Origin of the sequence: Brevibacterium atlanticum, from assembly GCF_011617245.1 — a bacterium.
GTDB lineage: Bacteria > Actinomycetota > Actinomycetes > Actinomycetales > Brevibacteriaceae > Brevibacterium > Brevibacterium atlanticum.
In genome coordinates, this window is record NZ_CP050152.1 from 2237513 (window position 1) to 2259801 (window position 22289).

17 protein-coding genes are annotated in these 22289 nt (G+C 66.4%); 4 read left to right on the forward strand and 13 right to left on the reverse strand.

From position 1 onward, the window contains the following. Nucleotides 1-119: 119 nt before the first annotated feature. Complete coding sequence (locus tag GUY23_RS10080) at nt 120-1106, reverse strand: heme o synthase (protein WP_208085321.1); 987 nt, start codon at nt 1104-1106, stop codon at nt 120-122. Between the two features lie 96 nt (nt 1107-1202). Continuing rightward, complete coding sequence (locus GUY23_RS10085; protein ID WP_166971968.1) at nt 1203-1724, reverse strand: hypothetical protein; 522 nt, start codon at nt 1722-1724, stop codon at nt 1203-1205. A 217-nt stretch (nt 1725-1941) separates the two neighbouring features. Here GUY23_RS10085 and tkt point away from each other — a divergent pair, with 217 nt between their 5' ends. The 3 genes from tkt to GUY23_RS10100 are packed head-to-tail and all read left to right on the forward strand — an operon-like array spanning nt 1942 to nt 6748. Next, complete coding sequence (tkt, locus tag GUY23_RS10090) at nt 1942-4023, forward strand: transketolase (protein ID WP_166971971.1); 2082 nt, start codon at nt 1942-1944, stop codon at nt 4021-4023. After that, nucleotides 4020-5123, forward strand: a complete 1104-nt coding sequence (tal, locus tag GUY23_RS10095; RefSeq protein ID WP_166971974.1) for a transaldolase — start codon at nt 4020-4022, stop codon at nt 5121-5123. Before tkt ends, tal begins: the two co-directional genes overlap by 4 nt. After that, the gene (locus GUY23_RS10100; RefSeq protein ID WP_166971977.1) at nt 5120-6748 is read left to right on the forward strand and encodes a glucose-6-phosphate isomerase; all 1629 of its coding nucleotides are present in this window, start codon (nt 5120-5122) and stop codon (nt 6746-6748) included. Before tal ends, GUY23_RS10100 begins: the two co-directional genes overlap by 4 nt. Before the next feature lie 159 nt (nt 6749-6907). On the opposite strand, the gene secG is transcribed toward GUY23_RS10100, so the two are convergent. The 10 genes from secG to GUY23_RS10150 all read right to left on the reverse strand — a co-directional run bounded on the left by secG (nt 6908) and on the right by GUY23_RS10150 (nt 20576). After that, nucleotides 6908-7153 (reverse strand): preprotein translocase subunit SecG, encoded by a 246-nt coding sequence (secG, locus tag GUY23_RS10105; RefSeq protein ID WP_166971980.1) that lies wholly within the window; start codon nt 7151-7153, stop codon nt 6908-6910. 55 nt (nt 7154-7208) lie between these two features. Beyond that, nucleotides 7209-7994 (reverse strand): triose-phosphate isomerase, encoded by a 786-nt coding sequence (gene tpiA, locus GUY23_RS10110; protein ID WP_166971982.1) that lies wholly within the window; start codon nt 7992-7994, stop codon nt 7209-7211. 14 nt (nt 7995-8008) lie between these two features. Then, nucleotides 8009-9226: a phosphoglycerate kinase gene (locus GUY23_RS10115; RefSeq protein WP_166971985.1), complete on the reverse strand. Its 1218-nt coding sequence runs from the start codon at nt 9224-9226 to the stop codon at nt 8009-8011. Next, nucleotides 9223-10224: a type I glyceraldehyde-3-phosphate dehydrogenase gene (gap, locus tag GUY23_RS10120; RefSeq protein ID WP_166971988.1), complete on the reverse strand. Its 1002-nt coding sequence runs from the start codon at nt 10222-10224 to the stop codon at nt 9223-9225. Before gap ends, GUY23_RS10115 begins: the two co-directional genes overlap by 4 nt. A gap of 9 nt (nt 10225-10233) precedes the next feature. After that, nucleotides 10234-11217: a DNA-binding protein WhiA gene (gene whiA / locus GUY23_RS10125; RefSeq protein ID WP_166971991.1), complete on the reverse strand. Its 984-nt coding sequence runs from the start codon at nt 11215-11217 to the stop codon at nt 10234-10236. A gap of 25 nt (nt 11218-11242) precedes the next feature. Continuing rightward, on the reverse strand, nt 11243-12238 hold the full coding sequence (locus tag GUY23_RS10130; protein ID WP_166971993.1) for a gluconeogenesis factor YvcK family protein: 996 nt from the start codon (nt 12236-12238) through the stop codon (nt 11243-11245). A 1-nt stretch (nt 12239) separates the two neighbouring features. Continuing rightward, entirely contained in the window at nt 12240-13136 is an 897-nt protein-coding gene (gene rapZ / locus GUY23_RS10135; protein ID WP_166971996.1) for an RNase adapter RapZ, read from the reverse strand. 77 nt (nt 13137-13213) lie between these two features. Then, nucleotides 13214-15073, reverse strand: coding sequence for an excinuclease ABC subunit UvrC (gene uvrC, locus GUY23_RS10140; RefSeq protein WP_166971998.1), 1860 nt, complete (start codon nt 15071-15073; stop codon nt 13214-13216). Nucleotides 15074-15078: 5 nt separating this feature from the next. After that, complete coding sequence (gene uvrA, locus GUY23_RS10145; RefSeq protein ID WP_166975954.1) at nt 15079-17949, reverse strand: excinuclease ABC subunit UvrA; 2871 nt, start codon at nt 17947-17949, stop codon at nt 15079-15081. A gap of 128 nt (nt 17950-18077) precedes the next feature. Continuing rightward, nucleotides 18078-20576, reverse strand: a complete 2499-nt coding sequence (locus GUY23_RS10150; RefSeq protein ID WP_208085323.1) for a DEAD/DEAH box helicase — start codon at nt 20574-20576, stop codon at nt 18078-18080. Nucleotides 20577-20644: 68 nt separating this feature from the next. On the opposite strand from GUY23_RS10150, the gene GUY23_RS10155 reads away from it, so the two are divergent. After that, nucleotides 20645-20935 (forward strand): YciI family protein, encoded by a 291-nt coding sequence (locus GUY23_RS10155; RefSeq protein ID WP_166972002.1) that lies wholly within the window; start codon nt 20645-20647, stop codon nt 20933-20935. A 167-nt stretch (nt 20936-21102) separates the two neighbouring features. On the opposite strand, the gene GUY23_RS10160 is transcribed toward GUY23_RS10155, so the two are convergent. After that, on the reverse strand, nt 21103-22161 hold the full coding sequence (locus GUY23_RS10160) for a TerC/Alx family metal homeostasis membrane protein (RefSeq protein WP_166972004.1): 1059 nt from the start codon (nt 22159-22161) through the stop codon (nt 21103-21105). Between the last annotated feature and the right edge of the window lie 128 nt (nt 22162-22289).

The window sequence follows — 22289 nt, forward strand, 5'->3', positions numbered from 1 at the left end:
CGAACTCCTGAGCGCCGGCTGACCACGCCGAGGCTGACCCGTCCACAACGAAGGCTCGCCACCCTCAGAGGGTGACGAGCCTTCGTTGTGCACGAGAGTGCTCGGCTGCTGCTCTCAGCTCACCAGAGGCCGGGGATGAGCGTTTCGACGAAGGGGTCGATGGCCACGGCGAGGAACAGCAGCGACAGGTAGGTGATCGAACCATGGAAGACCTTCATCGCCTTGAGCGAGGTCCCTTCCTTGCCCTTCTTGGCTCGCGAGACCAGCGAATAGCACGACCACAGGAACCAGGCACCCGCACCGACGGCGACGATCGTGTAGACCGGGCCCATCGGAGCCACGGGGATGAGAACGAGCGAGCAGGCGATCATCGCCCAGGTGTAGAGGATCATCTGGCGGCCGACGGAGGTCGGCGGCACCTTCGACGGCAGCATCGGAACATCCGCGGCATCGTAATCGGCCTTGTACTTGATCGCCAGCGGCCAATAGTGCGGCGGCGTCCAGAAGAAGACGACGAGGAAGAGCAGCACGGGCTCCCAGGACACTCCGCCGGTCACGGCCGACCAGCCGATGAGCACGGGCATGCACCCGGCTGCTCCGCCCCACACGATGTTCTGCGAGGTGCGACGTTTGAGGATGAGCGTGTAGAAGACGGCATAGAGGAGGATCGCCGAGGCCGTCAGGCCCGCTGTCACCCAGTTCGTGAAGCCGCCGAGCCAGAAGATCGAGCCGAGGCCGAGGACCGTCGCAAAGATCAGTGCCGCACGCGGGCTGATCTCGCCGGTCACCAGCGGACGGTCCTTCGTCCGCTCCATCTTGGCGTCGATGTCACGGTCGACATAGCAGTTGAACACCGATGCCGACGCCGCGGCGGCGGCACCGCCGATGAGCGTATTGATGACCAGCCAGATGTTCGGCATGCCGTGAGCGGCCAGGAACATCACCGGGGCGGTGGTGACGAGGAGCAGCTCGATGACGCGCGGCTTCGTCAGGGCGATGTAGGCACTGATGATCGACCGTGGTCGGGTGGAGAGGCTCTGCTCGTCGATGGCCCTCTGCAGAGGACGTTCGCTCTGCGCTTCACGGTTCTGACGAAGTTTGCTCACGCCCTCGATTCTACCTCTCGTCGAATATTTTGCCAGTCGGTGCGCACCGTGTCCCCGGCGCGCTTTCAGGCTCAGCGTGGACCCCGCGAAGCTCCCTCACCGTCGCGCGGAATCGCGCGCAATGCTGATGAGGAAGGCCACCGCCGCACAGACGGGGGCGAGCAGGACGACTTGGATGATGAGTGCTGAGACGAGGCTCACCGAGGCGGCGGAGACGTCGCTGCCGAGGACCGCGGCGTCGACGCCGAGGCCCACGACCCCGCACAGTACGGAGTAGACGAGCGCCGTGGAGGAGACGAGTCCGCCGCGGCGGGCCGTGAGCATGACCACGAGCGCGGAGATGAAGGGAATGACCAGCACCAGCGTGCCCAGGACCCAGAGCACGAGGGCGCTGAGGTCGAACCCTCCGCGCAGCGGTCGGCCGAGTGCCGAGGACACGGCGATCGTGGCGAGGATGAGCAGCAGCGGAATGCTCACACCGATCCGGGCGACGAATCGACGCACCGGCAGGGTCTGTGCGGCCACCTCGGCGAAGTCCGGGCGGCGGAGCGAAGAGAGCTTCGAGCGTTCACGTGCGACGGCGACGGCGTCACGTCTCGGCTTCGCTCCTCGGACCACTGGGTCCCCTTTCGCATTCGAACTGCTTTTCTTCGGCTCCTCGCGGACTCCGACAGCTGAGTCACTAAGTGTGTGCGAAACCTCACTCTACCCGCCGGTAGCCGGAATGTCCCGCCCAGCGGCCCACCACCCGATGCGGACGCTCAGCGCGCCGGGCATCCGGCGCGGTAGAGTTTGAGTGCACGCTCTTCAGACGAACGAAGGATCGCTCGACGACATGACATCTCTGTCCTGGACTGAACTCGACAACCGCGCTGTCGACACCGCCCGCCTCCTCGCCGCCGATGCGGTCCAGCGGACCGGAAACGGACACCCGGGCACCGCGATGAGCCTGGCGCCCATCGCGCACTACCTCTACCAGCACGGACTCAATCACGACCCGGCCGACCCGACATGGGTCGGCCGTGATCGTTTCGTCCTCTCCTGCGGTCACAGCTCGCTGACTCAGTACATCCAGCTCTACCTCGCCGGATTCGGCCTCGGACTCGACGATCTCAAGGCTCTGCGCACCTGGGGATCGCTGACCCCGGGCCACCCGGAGGTCGGCCACACCGCGGGCGTCGAGATCACCACGGGCCCGCTGGGCTCAGGACTCGCCTCGGCGGTGGGAATGGCCATGGCCTCGCGCCGCGAACGCGGACTCTTCGATCCCGATGCCGCACCCGGAACCTCCCCCTTCGACCATTCGATCGTCGTCCTCGCCTCCGACGGCGACCTCGAGGAGGGCGTGTCCGGTGAGGCCTCATCCCTGGCCGGGACGCAGGAGCTGTCGAACCTGCTGGTGATCTGGGATGACAACCGCATCTCCATCGAGGACGACACCGCCATCGCCTTCGGCGAGGACACCGTCGCCCGCTATGCCGCGTACGGCTGGCACGTCCAGCACGTCGACTTCACCGCCGGGGACGACTACCACGAAGACATCGACGCCTTCCATGCCGCCGTCGAGGCCGCACGAGCCGATGCGCGCCCCTCATTCATCCGCCTGTCCACGATCATCGCGTGGCCGGCCCCGAACGCTCAGAACACGGGCGGTTCGCACGGTTCGGCCCTCGGTGAGGACGAGATCCGCGCGACGAAGGAGGTCCTCGGCTTCGACCCCGAGGCGACCTTCGTCGTCGACGACGAGGTCCTCGCCCACACCCGCCGGGCCCTCGACCGCGGTCGCGCCGCCCACCAGGAATGGAACGAGACCTTCGCCGCGTGGCGGTCCGCCAACCCGGACAATGCCGCACTGTTCGACCGCCTGTCCAAGCGCGAACTGCCCGTGGGCCTCGACGCGGCCTTCCCCGTCTTCGAAGCGAGCGAGAAGGGCATCGCCACGCGCGCCGCCTCCGGCCAGGTGCTCAATGCGATCGCCGAGACGATGCCGGAGCTGTGGGGTGGTTCGGCCGACCTCGCAGGATCGAACAACACGCTGATCAAGGGTGAGCCGAGCTTCCTCCCGGCACACCGTTCGACCGGGGCGATCGCCGGACACGAATACGGTCGCAACATCCACTTCGGAGTCCGCGAATTCTCCGCCGGCCTCATCGGCAACGGCATCGCCCTGCACGGCGGCACCCGCCCGTACAACGGCACGTTCCTCGTCTTCAGCGACTACCAGCGCCCGGCCGTGCGCCTGGCCGCGCTGCAGCAGCTGCCGAACCTGTTCGTCTGGACCCATGACTCCATCGGACTCGGCGAGGACGGACCGACCCACCAGCCGATCGAGCACCTCTCCGCCCTACGCGCGATCCCGGGTCTCGATGTCGTCCGCCCCGCGGACGCCAACGAGACGGCGGTCGCCTGGAGGAAGATCCTCGATCGCACCGACGGCCCCTCCGGCCTCGTCCTCACCCGACAGGCCGTGCCGGTCCTCGACCGTGAGAAGTACGCTCCCGCCTCCGAGGCTGCCCGCGGCGGCTACGTGCTCACCGACACCGGTGACGAACCGCAGGTCGCGATCATCGCCAGCGGCTCCGAAGTCGCCATCGCCCTCGAGGCAGCACAGACCCTCGCCGACGCCGGCACCGCGGCACGCGTGATCTCGATGCCGTGCCAGGAATGGTTCGACGCTCAACCGGAGGAGTACCGGAACACGGTGCTGCCTGGCAGCCTCAAGGCACGCGTGAGCATCGAGGCCGCCTCGGCGATGAGCTGGCACAAGTACTTGGGCGACGCCGGGCGCGCCGTGTCGATCGAGCACTTCGGTGCCTCGGCCGACTACGCCACCCTGTACCAGAAGTTCGGCATCACCCCGGCCGCCGTCGTCGACGCCGCACGGGAATCGATCGCAGCAGCGGAGGCACAGGCATGAGCGAACGTCTCGACCAACTGCACCGGGCCGGCGTCTCCATCTGGCTCGACGACCTCTCCCGCACCCGTCTCGAGTCCGGGGACCTCTCCCGACTCATCGCCGACTCCGCAGTCACAGGTGTGACGACGAACCCGACGATCTTCGCTGCCGCGATCTCAGCCGGGAACGACTACGACTCCGCGATCGCCGAACTCGGCCGACAGGGCGCCGACGTCGATTCGTCCATCGAGGCGCTGACCACCACCGACGTGGCCGAGGCCGCGCGGCTGCTGCGCCCCGTCTACGATGCCACCGACGGTGACGACGGTCGCGTCTCGATCGAGGTCGCACCCCCGCTGGCCCACGATGCCGGGGCCACCGTGGAGTCGGCGAAGGCGCTGTGGCGGCGCGTCGGCGAACCGAACGCGATGATCAAGATCCCCGCCACCGACGCGGGGCTGCGCGCGATCTCCGACACCATCGCCGCGGGCATCAGCGTCAACGTCACCCTCGTGTTCTCACTCACCCGGTACCGGCACGTCGTGGAAGCCTTCCTCCAGGGTCTGGAGAAGGCGCGTGCGGCCGGTCACGACCTGTCGACGATCCGGTCGGTCGCCTCGGTGTTCGTCTCCCGGGTGGACTCCGAGGTCGACTCCCGACTCGATGCCCTCGACTCCCCCGATGCGGCTGCGCTCAAGGGCCGGGCGGGGATCGCGAACTGCGTGCTCGCGCACGAGATCCATTCGCAGCTGTTCACCTCGGAGCGGTTCAGGGTCCTCGAACTCGCCGGTGCCAAGCCGCAACGTCTGCTGTGGGCGTCGACGGGAGTGAAGAACCCCGACTACCCGGACACGATGTACGTCACCGGGCTCGTCTCCCCCGACACCGTGAACACCATGCCGGAACCGACCCTCGAGGCCTTCGCCGACCACGGCGAGGTCTCCGGGCAGATCACTGCCGAGGACTACCGGGCCGCCGACGAGGTCTTCGACTCGCTGGCCCGCCTCGGCATCGACTATGCGGAGGTGATGACCGTGCTCGAAGAGCAGGGACTGCAGAAGTTCGACGTCAGCTGGAGCGAACTCCAGGACACCGTCCGGACGGCGTTGGACCGATCATGAGACTCGACCTCGATGTTCCCGTCGCCGCTGAGTTCGACGCCGAGGCCGCACGCCTCATCGATGCCCGGGTGGCCTCCCGCCTGCGCGGGCAGGATGCCGAGCTCTTTGCCGGTGCGACGGATGCCGCGGACCGGATGGGGTGGGTCGATCTGGCGGAGCACTCCGAGGAGCTGCTGAGCCGAATCGAATCGCTGCGGACCGAGCTGTCCGCACAGGGGCTGCGCACGATCAGCCTCGCCGGGATGGGCGGTTCGTCACTCGCACCCGAGGTGATGGCCGCCGCGGCGGGCGTGCGCCTCGAGATCGTCGATTCGACGGACCCGAACCAGGTCGCCGAGGCGGTCGGCACCGACCTCGAACACACCGTCCTCGTCATCGCGTCGAAGTCCGGGACCACGGTGGAGACTGATGCGGTCAGGCGCAGCTTCACAGCGGCCTTCGAATCCCGCGGCATCGATCCCGCGTCCCGGATGATCGCGATCACCGATCCCGGCACCCCGCTCGACCGGCTGGCTGCCGACGAGGGATTCCTCGCGACGTTCCGGGCCGACGCCACCGTCGGGGGACGCTTCAGTGCCCTGTCCGCGTTCGGACTCGTGCCGGCCGGACTCGCCGGCGCGGATGTCCGCACCATCGTCGCCGAGGCGGCCGCCGCCTCCGAGCGCCTGTCTGCCGATGATGAGGACAATCCGGCTCTGCGGTTCGGCACATGGCTGAGCATCGGCCATGCCCGTTCCACGGAGAAGCTCGTCCTCGCCGAAACCGATCCCGGGCTCGGCGGATTCGCCGCTTGGGTCGAACAGCTCGTCGCCGAGTCCCTCGGCAAGGACGGTCAGGGAATCCTGCCCGTCGTCGTGGACTCGCCCGACGACATCGGCTTCAGCGACGCCCGCGCCGATGCCCTGCTGTGCCTGCTCGGGCCCTCTGAGGCATCCGGGCTCGGCGCGCCCTCCGGTTTCGAAGCCGTGGTCGACGGCGGCCTCGGTGAGCTGTTCCTGTTCTGGGAGTACGCCACCGCGATCGCCGGCTACAGCATCGGGGTCAACCCCTTCGACCAGCCGGACGTCGAAGCCGCGAAGGTCCAGGCCCGACGCCTGCTCGACCAGCCGGTCACTGGGCAGTCGGCCGAACCGGTGTTCCGCGAGGGAGAGATCGACGTCGTCGCGGTCGTCGGCGAGGCCACGGATCTCATCGGGGCTCTGCAGGAGCTGTTCGCCGAAGTCGATGAGTACGGCTATGTCGCGATTCAGGCGTACCTCGACCGTATCGCCGATGCCGACGCGGCCGCCTTGCGTCCCTTGGTCTCCACGCATGCCGGTGTCCAGTCGACCTTCGGCTTCGGGCCGCGCTACCTGCACTCGACGGGTCAGTATCACAAGGGCGGCCACCCCAACGGCGTGTTCCTCCAGATCACCGGCGAAGCTCGCACCGATCTGCTGGTGCCGGGGCTCGGCTACGGGTTCGCTCAGCTGCAGCGGGCACAGGCCGCCGGCGATGCGGCGGCACTCGGGGACAAGGGACGTCCGGTGCTGCGGCTGCATCTGCGCGACCGCGCACGCGGGCTCGACCAACTCGCCGAGGCGATCGGACGCATCAGCCCGCGACACCACTTCGGAGTCGACTGACCCTTCGCGCACCGTCGGGGTCCGTCCCGGCGGTGCGCAGCACACACAACTCGCGCGCCTTCGATCGTGCGCAGATTGAGAGGGACCCCGACCGATCGGTCGGGGTCCCTCTCATTATCGCCGGTCCTGCCGCTGGTGCGGCCGGACCGGTGGTGGTCCTCAGGAGTTGAAGCGGGTGAGGATGCCCAGCAGGATGATGCATGCAGCCCACACGATCGCCATGAGTGTGGTGAAGCGGTTGAGGTTGCGCTCGGCGACTCCCGACGACCCCAGCGAGGACGACATTCCGCCGCCGAACATGTCGGACATGCCACCGCCCTTGCCCTTGTGCATGAGGATCAGCAGGGTGAGGAAGATGCTCGTGATCACGAGCAGCGCGATGAGAATGATGTTGAGGATTTCCACGTCGGATTCAACCTATGTTTCGTCGAGGGTGTCGTCGAGTGATGCGTCTGTCAGTCTACTTCGCGACCGCGGCCTTGCACAAAGCGGCGAAGTCGGGTCCGCTGAGGCTGGCTCCGCCGACCAGGGCTCCGTCGACGTCTGCGGAGGCCACGATCTCTGAGACGTTGTCGGTCTTGACCGAACCGCCGTAGAGGATCCGCGTCGATGCGGCTGTCGCGTCGCCGTACTTCTCGACGAGACGGGCGCGGATCGCTGTCGCCATCTCTGCGGCGTCGGCGGCCGTGGCGGTCTCCCCCGTGCCGATGGCCCAGACGGGTTCGTAGGCGATGACGAGTCCGTCGAGGTCATCCGCCCCGAATCCGGCCAAGGACTCCTCGAGCTGTCCGAGGGTGAAGTCGACGTGCGTCCGCTCCTGCCGCTGTTCGAGCGATTCGCCGACGCACAGGATGGGAGTGAGTTCGGCCGAGAGAGCGGCGCGGATCTTCGCGGCCACGATCTCGTTCGTCTCGTGGTTGTCGGCGCGTCGTTCGCTGTGGCCGATGACGACGTAGGTGCATCCGAGCCGGGCGAGGAATGATGCGGCGATCTCACCGGTATGCGCTCCGGGTGCGTGCTGGGAGACGTCCTGGGCACCGTATTTCAGCCACAGTTTGTCTCCCTGGACGAGGGTCTGCACCGAACGGATGTCGGTGAAAGGCGGGATGACGACGACCTCGCAGCTGCCCTCCTCGAGTTTGGCGTCTTCGAGGGCCCAGGCGAGTTTCTGCACGCTCGAGATCGCCTCGAGGTGGTCGTGGTTCATCTTCCAGTTGCCTGCCAGCAGCAGGGTGCGGTCGCTCATTGTCGTCTTCTTCCTCACGCGAGTGCTTCGAGTCCGGGCAGCGTTTTTCCTTCGAGGTATTCGAGGCTGGCCCCGCCGCCGGTGGAGATGTGTCCGAAGTCGTCGTCGGCGAAGCCGAGGCTGCGCACTGCCGCCGCGGAGTCTCCGCCTCCCACAACGGTCAGGCGCCCCGCGTCGGTGCCGGCCTCGGTGGTCAGTGCCTGCGCCACGGCCTTCGTCCCGGCGGCGAACTCCGGGAACTCGAAGACACCCATGGGGCCGTTCCAGAACACCGTCGCCGATGACCTGATGATATCCGCATAGGCCTGAGCCGATTCTTCCCCGATGTCGAGTCCGAGTCCTTCGGCTCCGGCCGGGGTGTCCTCGAGTGCGGTCACCGGGCGCACCCAGTGCTCGGCATCGGCGGCGAACGAGGCCGCCATGACGATGTCGGTGGGCAGCACGATGTGCGCTCCCCCGGCCTCGGCGCGGTCGAGGTAGCCCTTCACATCGTCGATGCGGTCCTTCTCGACGAGGCTCGACCCGATGTCGTGGCCGAGAGCGGCGAGGAAGGTGAAGACCATTCCCCCGCCGATGAGGAGGTTGTCGGCGCGATCGATGAGGTTGTCGATGACTCCGAGCTTGTCCGAGACCTTGGATCCGCCGAGAACGACGGTGAACGGCCGTTTCGGATCGTTGAGGAGTCGGTCGCTGACCTCGACCTCGGCGCGCACGAGTGAACCGGCATAGTGCGGCAGTGCGGCGGCGATGTCGTAGACGGAGGCCTGCTTGCGGTGGACGACGCCGAAGCCGTCGGAGACGAAGTCATCGGCGAGGGCCGTCAGCTGTGCGGCGAATTCCTTGCGCTCGGACTCGTCCTTCGACGTCTCTCCGGGGTTGAAGCGGAGGTTCTCCAGCAGCAGCACCTGTCCGTCCTCGAGGGCCGCGGCCTTGGTCCGGGCATCCTCGCCGACCGTGTCGGCGGCGAAGGCGACGTCGCGTCCGATCGCCGCGGCGAGTTCGGGCGCGATCGGCGCCAGGGAGTACTGGGGGTCGGGGGCGCCCTTGGGGCGACCCAGGTGCGACATCACGATGACCTTGGCTCCCGCCTCAGCGAGGTCCCTGATCGTCCCGGCCGATGCCAGGATGCGACCGCGGTCGGTGATCGTGCCGTTGTCCATCGGCACGTTGAGATCGCTGCGGACGAGCACCGTATGCCCGGCGAAGATGCCCGCATCGTCGAATGTCCTCATGAGTCCCTTTCGCTGAGAATGTAGCTGACCATGTCCTTGAGCCTGTTGGTGTAGCCCCACTCGTTGTCGTACCAGGCGACGACCTTGATCTGGTCTCCCAGAGCCATGGTCAGCTTGGAGTCGACGATCGCCGAGGCGGTGGTGCCGACGATGTCGGTGGAGACGAGTTCGTCGGTGGAGTAGTCGAGATAGCGCGAGTCCTCCGCGGCCGCACGCAGGATCGCATTGACCTGGTCGCTGTCGGCGCTGCGACTCGGGGTGAAGGTGAAGTCGATGATCGATCCGGCGGGCACGGGCACCCGGATCGCGAGCCCGTCGAGCTTACCGGCCAAGTGGGGCAGGACGCGACCGACGGTGCGCGCGGCTCCGGTGGTGGTGGGGACGATGTTGACGGCTGCCGCACGGGCGCGGCGGAGATCCCGGTGGGGTCCGTCGACGAGCATCTGATCGCCGGTGTAGGCATGAACGGTGTTGAGCAGGCCGGATTCGACGCCGATGGCATCGTCGACGGCTTTGACGACGGTGGCCATGCAGTTCGTCGTGCACGAGGCGTTCGAGACCACGGTGTGGACCGAGGGGTCGTAGTCGGTTTCGTTGACGCCCATCACGAAGGTCGCGTCGACGTCCTTGCCGGGGGCCGAGAGCACGACGGTGGACACGGTGCCGCCGAGGTGGGCCTCGGCCTGGTCGCGCCGGGTGAAGCGGCCGGTGGATTCGACGACGAGTTCGACGTCGTGCGCCGACCAGTCGATCGAGCCGGGTTCGGCCTGGCTGAGTACGGCGACGCGGCGACCGTCGATGGTCAGCGCGTCGTCGGCGACGGCGACCTCGTGGTCGAAGCGCGGCCACACCGAGTCATGGGTGAGCAGGTGGGCGAGCGTCGCGGTGTCGGTGAGATCGTTGACGGCGACGACCTCGAAGTCGGTGTCGGGGGTGAGGGACAGACGGAGCAGGGCACGACCGATGCGGCCGAAGCCGTTGATGGCGATTCGTCTCATGCCTCGATCTTAGCGATCCTCGAGCATTTCGGGGGTCAGACTGGCTTCGGTGCCGGGAATTCCCAGTTCCTCTGCATGCTTGTCCGCCGTCGACAGGAGCCGCCGGATCCGGCCGGCCACGGCGTCCTTGGTCATCGGTGGGTCGGCCAGCGCTCCGAGCTCTTCGAGGGAGGCCTGTTTGTGGGTCACTCGCAGCTGCCCGGCGTAGCGCAGATGTTCGGGGACCTCGTCACCGAGGATCTCGAGGGCTCGTTCGACGCGGGCACCGGCGGCTACGGCGGCACGCGCCGAACGACGCAGGTTCGCATCGTCGAAGTTGGCGAGGCGATTCGCGGTGGCGCGGACCTCTCTGCGCATCCTGCGTTCCTCCCACACGAGCACCGCGCTGTGGGAGCCCATCCGGGTGAGCAGGGCGGCGATGTCGTCTCCGTCGCGGATGACGACGCGGTCGACTCCGCGGACCTCGCGGGCCTTCGCACTCAGGCCCAGGCGGCGGGCCGCGCCGACGAGGGCGAGAGCCGCCTCGGGGCCGGGGCAGGTGACTTCGAGCGCCGAGGATCGGCCGGGTTCGGTCAGGGAGCCGTGGGCGAGGAACGCCCCGCGCCAGGCGGCTTCGGCGTCGGCGACCGAGCCGTTGACGATGGCCGAGGGCAGGCCGCGCACGGGACGTCCGCGGTTGTCGACGAGGCCGGTCTGGCGGGCCAGGGCGCCGCCGTCACGGGTGACTCGGAGCAGATACCGGTTCGACCGGCGGATACCGGCGGCGTTGATGACGACGATGTCGGCGTGCTGGCCGTAGAGGTCCTTGATCTCGGCGCGCAGCCGCTTGGCGGCCTGGGCGGTGTCGAGTTCGGCTTCGAGCACGATGGAGCCGTTGACGAGGTGGAGTGCGGAGGAGAAGCGGAAGATCGACGAGACCTCGGCCTTGCGGGCGGAGGTGCGGGTGATCTTCACTCGCGCCAACTCGTCCTTGACCTGAGCGGTCAGTGCCATTGTTCGTCCTCCTGCACCCGATGTCCTACCACTGCTCGGCGACGCCGATCCCGGCGTCCACCAACATGTCACGGTAGCATGCCGCGAGTTTGAGACTGTCATGCTGACCCTGCCTCCGGGAGCGCAGCGGGTGCTCCCACAGCTTCGCGTCGAACATGTCTGCCGCCCGCTGGGCAAGATCGGGTTCGAGCTCGGTGGCCGCCTCGTCGACGAGCACGTAGTCCAGCCGCAGAGACGGGGCGTGACGGTGCAGCGAGACGAGGTGCTCGCCGAGGCTGAGGTCCTTCGTCTCACCGTCGGTGGAGCTGAGGTTGAGAGTGAGCGATTTCACCGCCGTCGAGGCGACGATGGCTTCGGCCAGGGAGGGCACGAGCAGGTGCGGCATCACCGAGGTGTACCAGGATCCGGGTCCCAGGTTGAGGACGTCGGCTTCGCGGACGGCGTCGATGGTCTCGTAGCGGGCCGGCGGCGCTGCCGGGTCGAGTCGCACCGTCTCGACGTGTCCGCGGGTAGAAGCGAGCACGGACTGGCCGCGGACGACCTGGAACGAGCCGGGGAACTTCACATCGGCTTCGATCGTCAGCGGCACGGAGGACATCGGCAGCACCCGTCCGTGGGCACGGAGCAGGCGGGCCATCCAGTCGAGGCCGGCCACATGGTCGCCGTGGATCTGCCACAGCGCGGCGATGAGCAGGTTGCCCACGGCGTGGCCGGAGAGCTCGCCGTCGGATTCGAAGCGGTGCTGGATGACATCACGCCAGGTCTGCCCCCAGGTTCCGTCGTCGCACAGGGCCGCCAGGGCCATCCGCAGATCGCCCGGGGGCAGGCCGCCGAGTTCGTCGCGCAGGCGTCCCGAGGAGCCGCCGTCGTCGGCGACGGTGACGACGGCGGTGAGGTCCTCGGTGAGCAGGCGGAAAGCCCGCAGCGCCGCGTAGAGTCCGTGTCCGCCGCCGAAGGAGACGATGCTCGGTCCCTCGTTCTGGGCACTCGAGGAGATCACGGGAAGATCTTCGGTCTCCATGTCATTCTCTCCCCAGATCGCGATGGCGCACGGTGACCGGGATGCCGGTCTGCGCGGACAGCAGTTTGCCGACGCGTTCGCTGATCGCCACCGAACGGTGTTTGCCTCCGGTGCAGCCGATGCCGATCATCGCGTAGCCGCGGCCCTCATGCAGATAGCCTTCGGCCACGGTGGCCAGGGTCGCCGCATAGCGCTCGATGAACTGCTCCGCGCCGGGCTGTTCGAGCACATAGTCGGCGACATCCGAGTCGAGTCCGTTGTGACCGCGCAGATGCGGGATCCAGTACGGGTTGGGCAGAAAGCGGACGTCGGCGATGTGGTCGGCGTCCTTGGGCAGACCGTATTTGAAGCCGAAGCTCATCACCGTCAGACGCAGGGGCGGGGTGTCGTCGTCGCTGAAGCGCTTGCGAACCTCGGCGGAGAGCTGATGGACGTTGAGATCCGAGGTGTCGACGATGATGTCGGCCCGGTGCCGCAGGCTCTCGAGTTGGGCCTTCTCTGCTTCGATGCCCTCGAGTAGCGTGCCGTCGGCCTGCATCGGATGAGGCCGCCTGGTCGATTCGAAGCGGCGGACGAGGACTTCGTCGGAGGCCTCGAGGTAGAGGATGCGCAGCGACAGCCCCTGATCGAGGAAGTCGCTGATGGTCTCCTGCAGCTCGGTGTACTTCGTCCGACCCTTGGCGTCGATGACGATCGCGATCTTCGGCAGCGCACCGTCGGCGCGGGCGACGAGTTCGACGAGCGGCCGCATCATCTGCGGAGGCAGGTTGTCGACAACGTACCAGTCCATGTCCTCGAGCACATTGGCCACGGTGGACCGTCCCGCCCCGGACATGCCGGTGACGAGCACGACCTCGATGGGGTGGTCGGAACCGTTCGGTTCGGCCGGTGTACTCACACGTCCTCCTCTGTCTGCGCCTCGGCGGTTCGGGCACTTGTGCCTCTCGGCACTACTCTAAGGCAGATCGGAGCTGCTCAGTCGGCGAGGGCGGCGACGATCTTCTCGGCCAGTGCGGGACCGATTCCCTTGACTTCGCAGATCTCGTCGAGGCTCGCGGCGCGCACCTTCTTCACGGATCCGAAGTGCCGCAGCAGGGCGGTCCGTTTGGACTCCCCGAGGCCGGGAACGTCGTCGAGGACGGAGCTCGTCATCGCCTTCGCCCGTTTGGAGCGGTGGTAGGTGATGGCGAAGCGGTGGGCTTCGTCGCGAAGGCGCTGCATGAGGAACAGGCCCTCTGAGTTGCGCGGCAGGATCACCGGGAACGGATCGTCGGGAACCCAGATCTCCTCGAGACGCTTGGCCAGACCGACGACGGAGATGTCGACGATGCCGAGGTCGGTCAGCGCTCTCATGGCCGCCGCCACCTGCGGGCCGGCGCCGTCGACGACGAGGAGGCTGGGCCGATAGCCGAAGCGGTCGTCGGGCTCCTCGGAGCTCATCTGTTCGAGGTAGCGGCTGAAGCGACGGGACACGACGTCGTACATCGACGCCGTGTCATCGGCGGCAGCCTCGCCGTGGATGGCGAAGTGCCGGTAGTCGCGCTTCTTGGCCATTCCGTCTTCGAAGACGACGAGGGATGCGACGACGTTCGACCCCTGGGTATGGGAGATGTCGATGCATTCGATCCGCAGCGGCGCTTCGGGCAGTCCCAGATGCTCCTGGATCTCCTTGAGCGCCTGGCTGCGCGTGGTCAGGTCGGAGGATCGCTTGAGCTTGTGCTGGATGAGCGCTTCCTTCGCGTTCTTCGTCACGGTCTCCAGCGCCGCCTTCTTCTCTCCGCGTTCGGGCACGCGCACCGTCACTCGTGATCCCCGCTGTTCGCTCAGCCAGGCTTCGAGGGATTCGAGGTCGGCCGGCAGCGTGTCGACGAGGATCTCCTTCGGGATCGCATCGGCGTCGAGGCCGGAGTAGGCCTGGCGCAGATAGTCCGTGGTGAGTTCGGCCGGGGTGTGGTCGTCGGAGCGTTCGATGATCCAGCCGCGTTGTCCGCGGATGCGGCCCTGCCTCACGTGGAAGACCTGCACGGAGGCTTCGAGCTCTTCGGTGACGAGGGCGAAGACGTCGCAGTCGGCGCTCACCGACAGGACGACCGCCGATTTGTCGAGCACCTTCTGCAGGGCCGCGATCTCGTCGCGCAGCTTCGCGGCGCGTTCGTAGTCGAGGTCGGCCGCGGCGGCCGCCATCTCCTTCTGCCGGTAGCTGATGAACCGACCGGTGTTGCCGGACATGAAGTCCGAGATGCTGCGTGCGAGCTCTTTGTGATCGTCCTTGCTGATCTGGCCGACGCAGGGAGCGGCGCATTTGTCGATGTAGCCGAGCAGGCAGGGGCGCCCGCTGCGTTCGGCGCGGCGGTACACGCCAGGGGTGCAGGTGCGCATCGGGAATGCTCTGAGCAGCAGGTCGAGGGTGTCCTTGATCGCCCACACCTGGGCGAAGGGACCGAAGTACTTGATGCCTTTCCTGCGTTTGCCGCGGGTGATGTACGCCCGTGGCACCGCGTCGTTCATGGTGATCGCCAGGTACGGGTAGGACTTGTCGTCGCGGAACATGACGTTGAACCGCGGGTTGAACTCGTTGATCCACGTCCATTCGAGCTGGAGGGCTTCGACCTCGGTGTCGACGACGGTCCATTCCACGGAGTTCGCGGTGTGGACCATCGTCGAGGTCCGCGGGTGCAGCTGCGCAGGATTCGCGAAGTACGAGTTCAGCCGGTTGCGGAGGTTCTTCGCCTTGCCGACGTAGATCACTCTGCGATCGGGGTCGCGGAACTTGTAGACCCCTGCCGAAGTCGGGATCGACCCCGTGGCCGGACGGTAGCTGGACGGATCGGGCATGATGATCAGCGGTCGAGCATCGGCTTGAGGAATCGGCCCGTGTGCGAGGCACTCACCTCGGCGACCTCCTCAGGTGTGCCCTGGGCGATGATCTGTCCGCCGCCGCGGCCGCCCTCGGGCCCGAGGTCGATGATGTGGTCGGCGTTGCCGATGACGTCGAGGTTGTGCTCGATGACGATGACCGTGTTGCCCTTGTCGACGAGGCCCTGCAGGACCATGAGCAGCTTCGAGATGTCCTCGAAGTGCAGTCCCGTGGTCGGTTCGTCGAGGACGTAGACGGTGCGTCCGCGTGAGCGCTTCTGCAGTTCGGCCGCGAGCTTCACACGCTGTGCCTCACCGCCGGAGAGGGTGGTCGCCGGCTGCCCGAGGCGGACGTAGCCGAGCCCGACCTCGACGAGGGTCTTGAGGTGACGCGAGATCGCTGGGATCGCGGCGAAGAAGTCGCTGGCCTCCTCGATGGGCATGTCGAGCACCTCGGCGATGTTCTTGCCCTTGAAGGTGACCTCGAGGGTCTCCCGGTTGTAGCGGGCGCCCTGGCAGACCTCGCAGGGGACATAGACGTCGGGCAGGAAGTTCATCTCGATCTTGATGGTGCCGTCGCCGCTGCAGTTCTCGCAGCGTCCGCCTTTGACATTGAAGGAGAACCGACCGGGCAGGTAGCCGCGGACCTTCGCCGATTCGGTCTCGGCGAAGAGTCGGCGCACATGGTCGAAGACTCCGGTGTACGTGGCGGGGTTCGACCGGGGTGTCCGACCGATCGGCGACTGGTCGACGTGGACGACCTTGTCGAGGTTGTCCAGTCCGGTCACCCGCTTGTGGCGGCCGGGGACTCTCGAGGCACCGTTGAGGACGTTCGCCATCTGCGTGTAGAGGATCTCGTTGACCAGCGTCGACTTGCCGGAACCGGACACGCCGGTGACGGCCGTGAGGACGCCGAGCGGGAAGGACACAGTGACATCACGCAGGTTGTTCTCCACGGCCTTCTCGACGGTGACCATCCGGTCCTTGTCGACGGGTCGACGCGTGGTCGGCATCTGGATCCGGCGACGACCGGCCAGATAGTCGCCGGTGACCGATCCGTCAGCGTCTCTGAGCCCGGAAACGGGGCCGGAATAGACGACCTCTCCCCCGTGTTCGCCGGCGCCGGGGCCGATGTCGACGATCCAGTCCGCGGATTCGATGGTGTCCTCATCGTGTTCGACGACGATGAGCGTGTTTCCCAGCTCCTTGAGCTTGTTGAGAGTCTCGATGAGTCTGCGATTGTCGCGCTGGTGCAGCCCGATCGAGGGTTCGTCGAGGACATAGAGGACCCCGACGAGTCCCGAACCGATCTGAGTGGCCAGGCGGATGCGCTGCGCCTCACCGCCGGAGAGCGTGCCCGCAGCGCGGTTGAGGCTGAGATAGTCGAGGCCGACGTCGAGGAGGAAGCCGAGACGGGCGTTGATCTCCTTCATCACCTGCGCCGCCACGGCAGCGTCACGGTCACTGAGTTCGAGCGAGGAGAGGAAAGTCGCGGCTTCGTCGAGAGCAAGCTCGGACACCTCGGCGATCGACCGCTCGCCGACCTTGACCGCAAGGATCTCGGGCTTGAGGCGGGTCCCGTCGCAGCTGGCGCACGGGATCTCGCGCATATAGGACTCGTAGCGCTCCCGCGACCAGTCCGATTCGGTCTCATCGTGTTTGCGCTGGATGTACTGGTAGACGCCTTCGAAGCCGGTCGAGTACGTCCGCTCCCGGCCGAAGCGGTTCTTGTACTTGACGTGGACCTTGTAGTCCTTGCCGGTGAGGATCGCGGCCTTCGCCGTCTTCGGCAGCTTCTTCCACGGCGTCTTCATATCGAAGCCGAGTTCGTCGCCGAGACCCTTGAGCAGACGGTTGAAGTACTTCGAGACCTGCTTGCCGCCGGACCAGGGCGCGATCGCGCCGGCACCGAGGCTGAGGTCCTCATCGGGGACGACGAGACTCTCATCGACCTGGAGGCGGGTGCCGATGCCGTCGCACGTGGGGCAGGCGCCGAAGGGCGAGTTGAAGGAGAACGAGCGAGGTTCGATCTCGTCGATCGTCAACGGGTGCTCGTTCGGGCAGGACATGTGCTCGGAGAAGGTGCGCACCGTGCCCTCGTCGACGAGTTCGACGTCGATGCGGCCGTCGGCGAGCCCGAGTGCGGTCTCGACGGAGTCGGTCAGGCGCGGGCGCATGCCCGATTTCGCCACGAGTCGGTCGACGACCACGGAGATCGTGTGCTTGTACTGCTTCTCCAAGGTCGGCGGATCGCTCAAGGTGATCTGCTCACCGTCGACGACGACGCGGGAGAAGCCCTTGGCCTGGAGTTCGGTGAAGAGATCGACGAACTCGCCCTTGCGGGAGCGGACGACGGGGGCGAGGACGAGGAACTTCGTGCGTTCGGGCAGCTCGAGCAGCTGGTCGACGATCTGCTGCGGAGTCTGCTTCGTGATCACCTCACCGCACACCGGGCAGTGGGGGACGCCGATGCGTGCCCACAGCAGACGGAGGAAGTCGTAGACCTCGGTGATCGTTCCCACGGTCGAACGCGGGTTGCGCGAGGTCGACTTCTGGTCGATCGACACTGCCGGGGACAGTCCTTCGATGAAGTCGACATCGGGCTTGTCCATCTGCCCGAGGAACATGCGGGCGTAGGAGGACAGGGATTCGACATAGCGTCGCTGCCCTTCGGCGAAGATTGTGTCGAACGCCAAGGAGGACTTCCCCGATCCGGACAGACCGGTGAACACGACCATGGAGTCGCGCGGCAGGGCGACTTCGACGTTCTTGAGGTTGTGCGCCCTCGCGCCTTTGACCCACAGCGTGTCGAGATGGGAGACGCCTGGCACTTGCTCACCGTTATTGGTTTTCATCACCTGACCACTGTATTACTCGGCACTGACATTGGTTCACTCACGGCGGTCTCCGCCGTCTCCGCTGGGGGCTCCGAAGCTCCCGCGGGTTTGCGCCGCCGAGCTCGACGTCGCTGACGGATCGACGTTCACCGGCCGATCTCCCCGACGGAGACGATGCGCAGGACGATGTCTCCGGCGTCGTCGCTGGCGGCCACGTCCACCTCGGCGTCGATGGCCCAGTCCCGGTTGCCTTCGGGGTCGGCCAGGATCTGGCGGACGGTCCACGTGGAGGAACCGGGTTCGATGTCGATATATTCCCGGCCGCGGGCTGACTGGTCGATGAGCAGATCGCCGTATTCGTCGTAGAAGTCCTCGATCGCATCTTCCCAGGCCTTCGCGTCGAAGCCCGAATCGGCGTCGAGGCGACCGAGTTCGGTGTAGTCGGCCCGTTCGGCCAGGAGCACGCGGTGGAAGAGGGCGTTGCGGATCTCTGCGGTGAAGACCTTCGTGTTCTCGGAGAATCTCCGTTCGAGGTCCGGCAGTTCGTCGGCGTCGAAGCCGGTCGGGTCGAGTCCCTGCAGGGTCCGCCATTCGTCGAGGAGGGAGGAGTCGGTCCGGGCGATGGTCTCGCCGAGCCATTCGATGATGGTCGACAGCTCCTCGGTGCGGCTCTCGCCGGGGACGTTGTGCAGCAGCGCCCGGTAGACGTCGGTGAGGTAGCGCAGCAGGCTGCCTTCGGCGCGGGCGAGGGAGTAGTAGCCGACGAATTGGGTGAAGCCCATGGCCTGCTCGATCATGTCGCGGACGACCGATTTCGGTTCGAAGGCACCGCCGCGCAGCCACGGGTGGGTCTCGACGAAGTGGTCGAATGCGGGTTCGAGGACGTCGGCCAGCGGCTTCGGGCCCTCGAGTTCGTCGAGGATCGCCATGCGTTCGGGGTAGTCGACGCCTTCGGCCTTGAGTTCGGCGAGGGTGTCGGCCTTGATCCGGTCGAGCTGCCCTCTGAGGATCTGGAACGGCACCGAGGTGGTCGATTCGACGATCGAGACGACGTCGAGCGCGTACGTCTCGTCCTCCTCGTCGACGAGGTCGAGAGCGGCGAGGACGAACGGTGCCAGCGGTTGGTTGAGCGCGAACTGGGGACCGAGGTCCTGGGTCGGGAGGAGTTCGTCTCCCCTGGTCTCGATGAGGCCGGCGTCGAGCAGGGAGCGGCCGATGCCGATGGCGGTGAGCTTGAGGTCGAGTCGGCGTTCGCGGCTTTCGTGGGTCTTGTCGATGAAGTCGCTGATGGTCGACACGGTCGAGCCGGGGCGGGCGACGAGGTTGAGGATCGTCGAGTGGTCGATCTTCATCCGCGGGCGCAGCGTTTCGGATTCGCCGGTGATGAGTTTGTCGAAGGTCTCTTCGGACCAGCCGACGAATCCTGCCGGTGCCGCCTTCTTCTTCGCCTTCTTCTTTTTCTTCTTGTCGTCGTTCGCCGCCTTCGCCTCGGCCCTGAGGTTGTCGATGACGTGTTCGGGAGCCTGCGCGATGACGTACCCGCGGGTGTCGAAGCCCGCTCGGCCGGCGCGTCCGGCCAACTGTTGGAATTCGCGGACGCTGAGCCTGCGCATCTTGCGGCCGTCGAACTTCGTCAGTCCGGTCAGCAGCACCGAGCGGATGGGCACGTTGATGCCCACCCCGAGGGTGTCCGTGCCGGAGATGACGAGCAGAAGGCCCTTGAGGGCGAGCTGTTCGACGAGGCGCCGGTACTTCGGCAGCATTCCCGCGTGGTGGACGCCGACTCCGTGGAGGAGCAGCTTGCGCAGGTTCTGCCCGAATCCCTTGGAGAAGGTGAAGCCCTTGATCACCTCTGCGATGGCGGCCTTCTGCTCCTTCGAGGCGAGATCGACTGAGAGCAGGTTCGTGGCGAGGTCGATCGCACCGCTCTGGGAATACGAGACTACGTAGACGGGCGCCTTCTCGCCTCGGACGAGTGCGCGCAGCGTATCCGACAGCGTCTCGGTCGAGTACTCGTATTCGAGCGGTACGGGTCGTGTTGCGGAGGTGATGACGGAGGAATCGCGGCCCGTGGTCTCCCGCATCGTCCGCTGGATCTCCGTGGTGTCGCCGAGAGTGGCGGACATGAGGACGAATTGCGCCTGCGGCATCTCGAGCAGCGGTACCTGCCAGGCCCAGCCGCGGGACGGGTCGGAGACGTAGTGGAACTCGTCCATGACGACCATTCCCGCGTCGAGCAGTCCGCCCTCGCGCAGCGACTGATTCGCGAGGATCTCGGCCGTGGCGCAGATGACGGGTGCGTCCCCGTTGACGGTGGAGTCGCCGGTGATCATGCCGACGTTCTCGGGGCCGAGGGCGCCGATCAGGGAGAAGAACTTCTCGCTGACGAGTGCCTTGAGCGGGGCCGTGTAGTAGGCGCGGATGCCGCGCGTGTAGGACTGGTAGAGGGCGAAGAGCGCGACGAGTGACTTCCCGGAGCCTGTCGGGGTGGCCATGATCGTGTTGTCTCCGGCGAGGATGGTGAGGAAGGCCTCGTCCTGGGCCGGATAGGGTTCGACGCCGATCTCTGCGCAGTATTCGCCGAAGGACTCGTAGACGGAGTCGTCGTCGGCGAATTCCGCCGGGATCTCCTGCAATCTGGCCACGCTGATGCACAGACCTTTCCGATTAGACTGATTCGTGTTCAATCCTAATAGCCGAACGGAGCTCATCGATGCCAGTCTTCGCCGCCACCTACACCTACGGTCCGGACACCGCCACCCGCATGGACAACCGCCCGAGTCATCGCCAGTGGCAGTCGGACCTCGTCGAGGCCGGTGTGATCCTCGCGTCCGGTCCCCTCGATGACGAGCCGCAGCCGGGTGGCCTGCTGATCTTCGCCGCCGCCGACCGCGCTGAGGTCGAGCGCCACCTCGCCGAGGATCCCTATGCTTCGATCGGAGTCATCGAGTCCGTGTCCGTACGTGAGTGGACGCCGGTCTTCGGGCCGTTCTCGAAAGACTGAGCCGCAGCACCGACGAGGTGTGAAACGGCCGACAGCACCCGCCGCCCGGCCGGCGATATGCGAGCGGGGCCCGTCCTGATGATCAGGACGGGCCCCGTTCGTCTCTGTTCCGGGAGACTGTCTCGGGTCCGGGGGGGCTGACCTCGGTCGGTCGAACTCCGGTGGGCTCAGGCCTCTTCGGTGTCGTCGGCGCGGAGGTCCTTGAAGGTCACGCCGTCCTTGCGCATCTTCATCAGTGAGGCGATCGTCGCCACAGCCATGGCGAGGACGATGAAGGTCAGCGACAGCCAGGTCGGCACCTCGGGGATCGAGTGGCCCCAGGACAGGAAGTCCCAATCGCTCGAGTGCAGGGCGTGGATGACGAGCTTGACGCCGATGAACGCGAGGATCGCGGCGATTCCGTAGTGGAGGTAGACGAGCTTGTCGACGAGACCGCCGAGCAGGAAGTACAGCTGCCGCAGCCCCATGAGTGCGAAGACGTTCGCGGTGAACACGAGGAAGGCGTTCTGGGTGACACCGAAGATCGCGGGGATCGAGTCGAGTGCGAACATCACGTCGGTGGAGCCGATCGCGATGAACACGATGAACATCGGGGTCCAGTACTTCTTGTTGTCATCGAGTGTGACCCGCAGCTTGTTGCCGTGGAACTCGTCGACGACGTTGATGCGCTTGCGGAGGAACCGGATGAGTCCGTTCTCGCCGTCGCCGTCGTCCTCATTCCCGAACGCCTGACGGTAGGCGACGATGAGCAGGAAGATGCCGAAGATGAAGAAGACCTCGACGAAGGCGTTGATGATCGCCGCACCCGCGAGAATGAAGATGCCGCGGAAGATGATGGCGATGATGATGCCGACCATCAGCACTTCCTGCTGGTACTTCCGCGGGACCGAGAAGCTGCCCATGATGATGATGAAGACGAACAGGTTGTCGATGCTCAGGGAGTATTCGAGCAGCCAGCCGGTGAGGAATTCGCTGCCGTGCTGAGCATCGCCGATAGCGAACAGCGCTCCCGCGAAGACGAGGGCGAGGGCCACGTAGAAGCCGACCCAGATGCTCGCCTCGCGCATCGAAGGAGTATGCGGGCGTTTGACGACGAGGAGCAGGTCGAAGACGAGGATCGCGACGACGATGATCCCCGAGGTGATCATGAACCACAGCGGGATCGGAGATTCGCTTGCCGCTGCGGCGTTGCCGCCGGCGGCGAGCGTGGAGGACAGGATATCCATGAGGGCCTTTCGTGGTGAACAGGGCGTATCAGGGTCGAAAGTCTCTCCCACGCTGAGGTGCTGCGTGCGCTCCGCGTCCGGATCCCCTGAGGGACCGTGATGACGACCGCGGATGGACGGGATACTCC

Coding starts and splice junctions, on each gene's coding strand:
- gap (WP_166971988.1), bottom strand. CDS start 10,224: ATGAGACGAATCGCCATCAACGGCTTCGGCCGCATCGGTCGTGCCCTG.
- tal (WP_166971974.1), top strand. CDS start 4,020: ATGAGCGAACGTCTCGACCAACTGCACCGGGCCGGCGTCTCCATCTGG.
- GUY23_RS10100 (WP_166971977.1), top strand. CDS start 5,120: ATGAGACTCGACCTCGATGTTCCCGTCGCCGCTGAGTTCGACGCCGAG.
- GUY23_RS10115 (WP_166971985.1), bottom strand. CDS start 9,226: ATGAGGACATTCGACGATGCGGGCATCTTCGCCGGGCATACGGTGCTC.
- whiA (WP_166971991.1), bottom strand. CDS start 11,217: ATGGCACTGACCGCTCAGGTCAAGGACGAGTTGGCGCGAGTGAAGATC.
- uvrA (WP_166975954.1), bottom strand. CDS start 17,949: ATGAAAACCAATAACGGTGAGCAAGTGCCAGGCGTCTCCCATCTCGAC.
- tpiA (WP_166971982.1), bottom strand. CDS start 7,994: ATGAGCGACCGCACCCTGCTGCTGGCAGGCAACTGGAAGATGAACCAC.
- tkt (WP_166971971.1), top strand. CDS start 1,942: ATGACATCTCTGTCCTGGACTGAACTCGACAACCGCGCTGTCGACACC.
- uvrC (WP_166971998.1), bottom strand. CDS start 15,073: ATGCCCGATCCGTCCAGCTACCGTCCGGCCACGGGGTCGATCCCGACT.
- GUY23_RS10160 (WP_166972004.1), bottom strand. CDS start 22,161: ATGGATATCCTGTCCTCCACGCTCGCCGCCGGCGGCAACGCCGCAGCG.
- GUY23_RS10155 (WP_166972002.1), top strand. CDS start 20,645: ATGCCAGTCTTCGCCGCCACCTACACCTACGGTCCGGACACCGCCACC.
- GUY23_RS10130 (WP_166971993.1), bottom strand. CDS start 12,238: ATGGAGACCGAAGATCTTCCCGTGATCTCCTCGAGTGCCCAGAACGAG.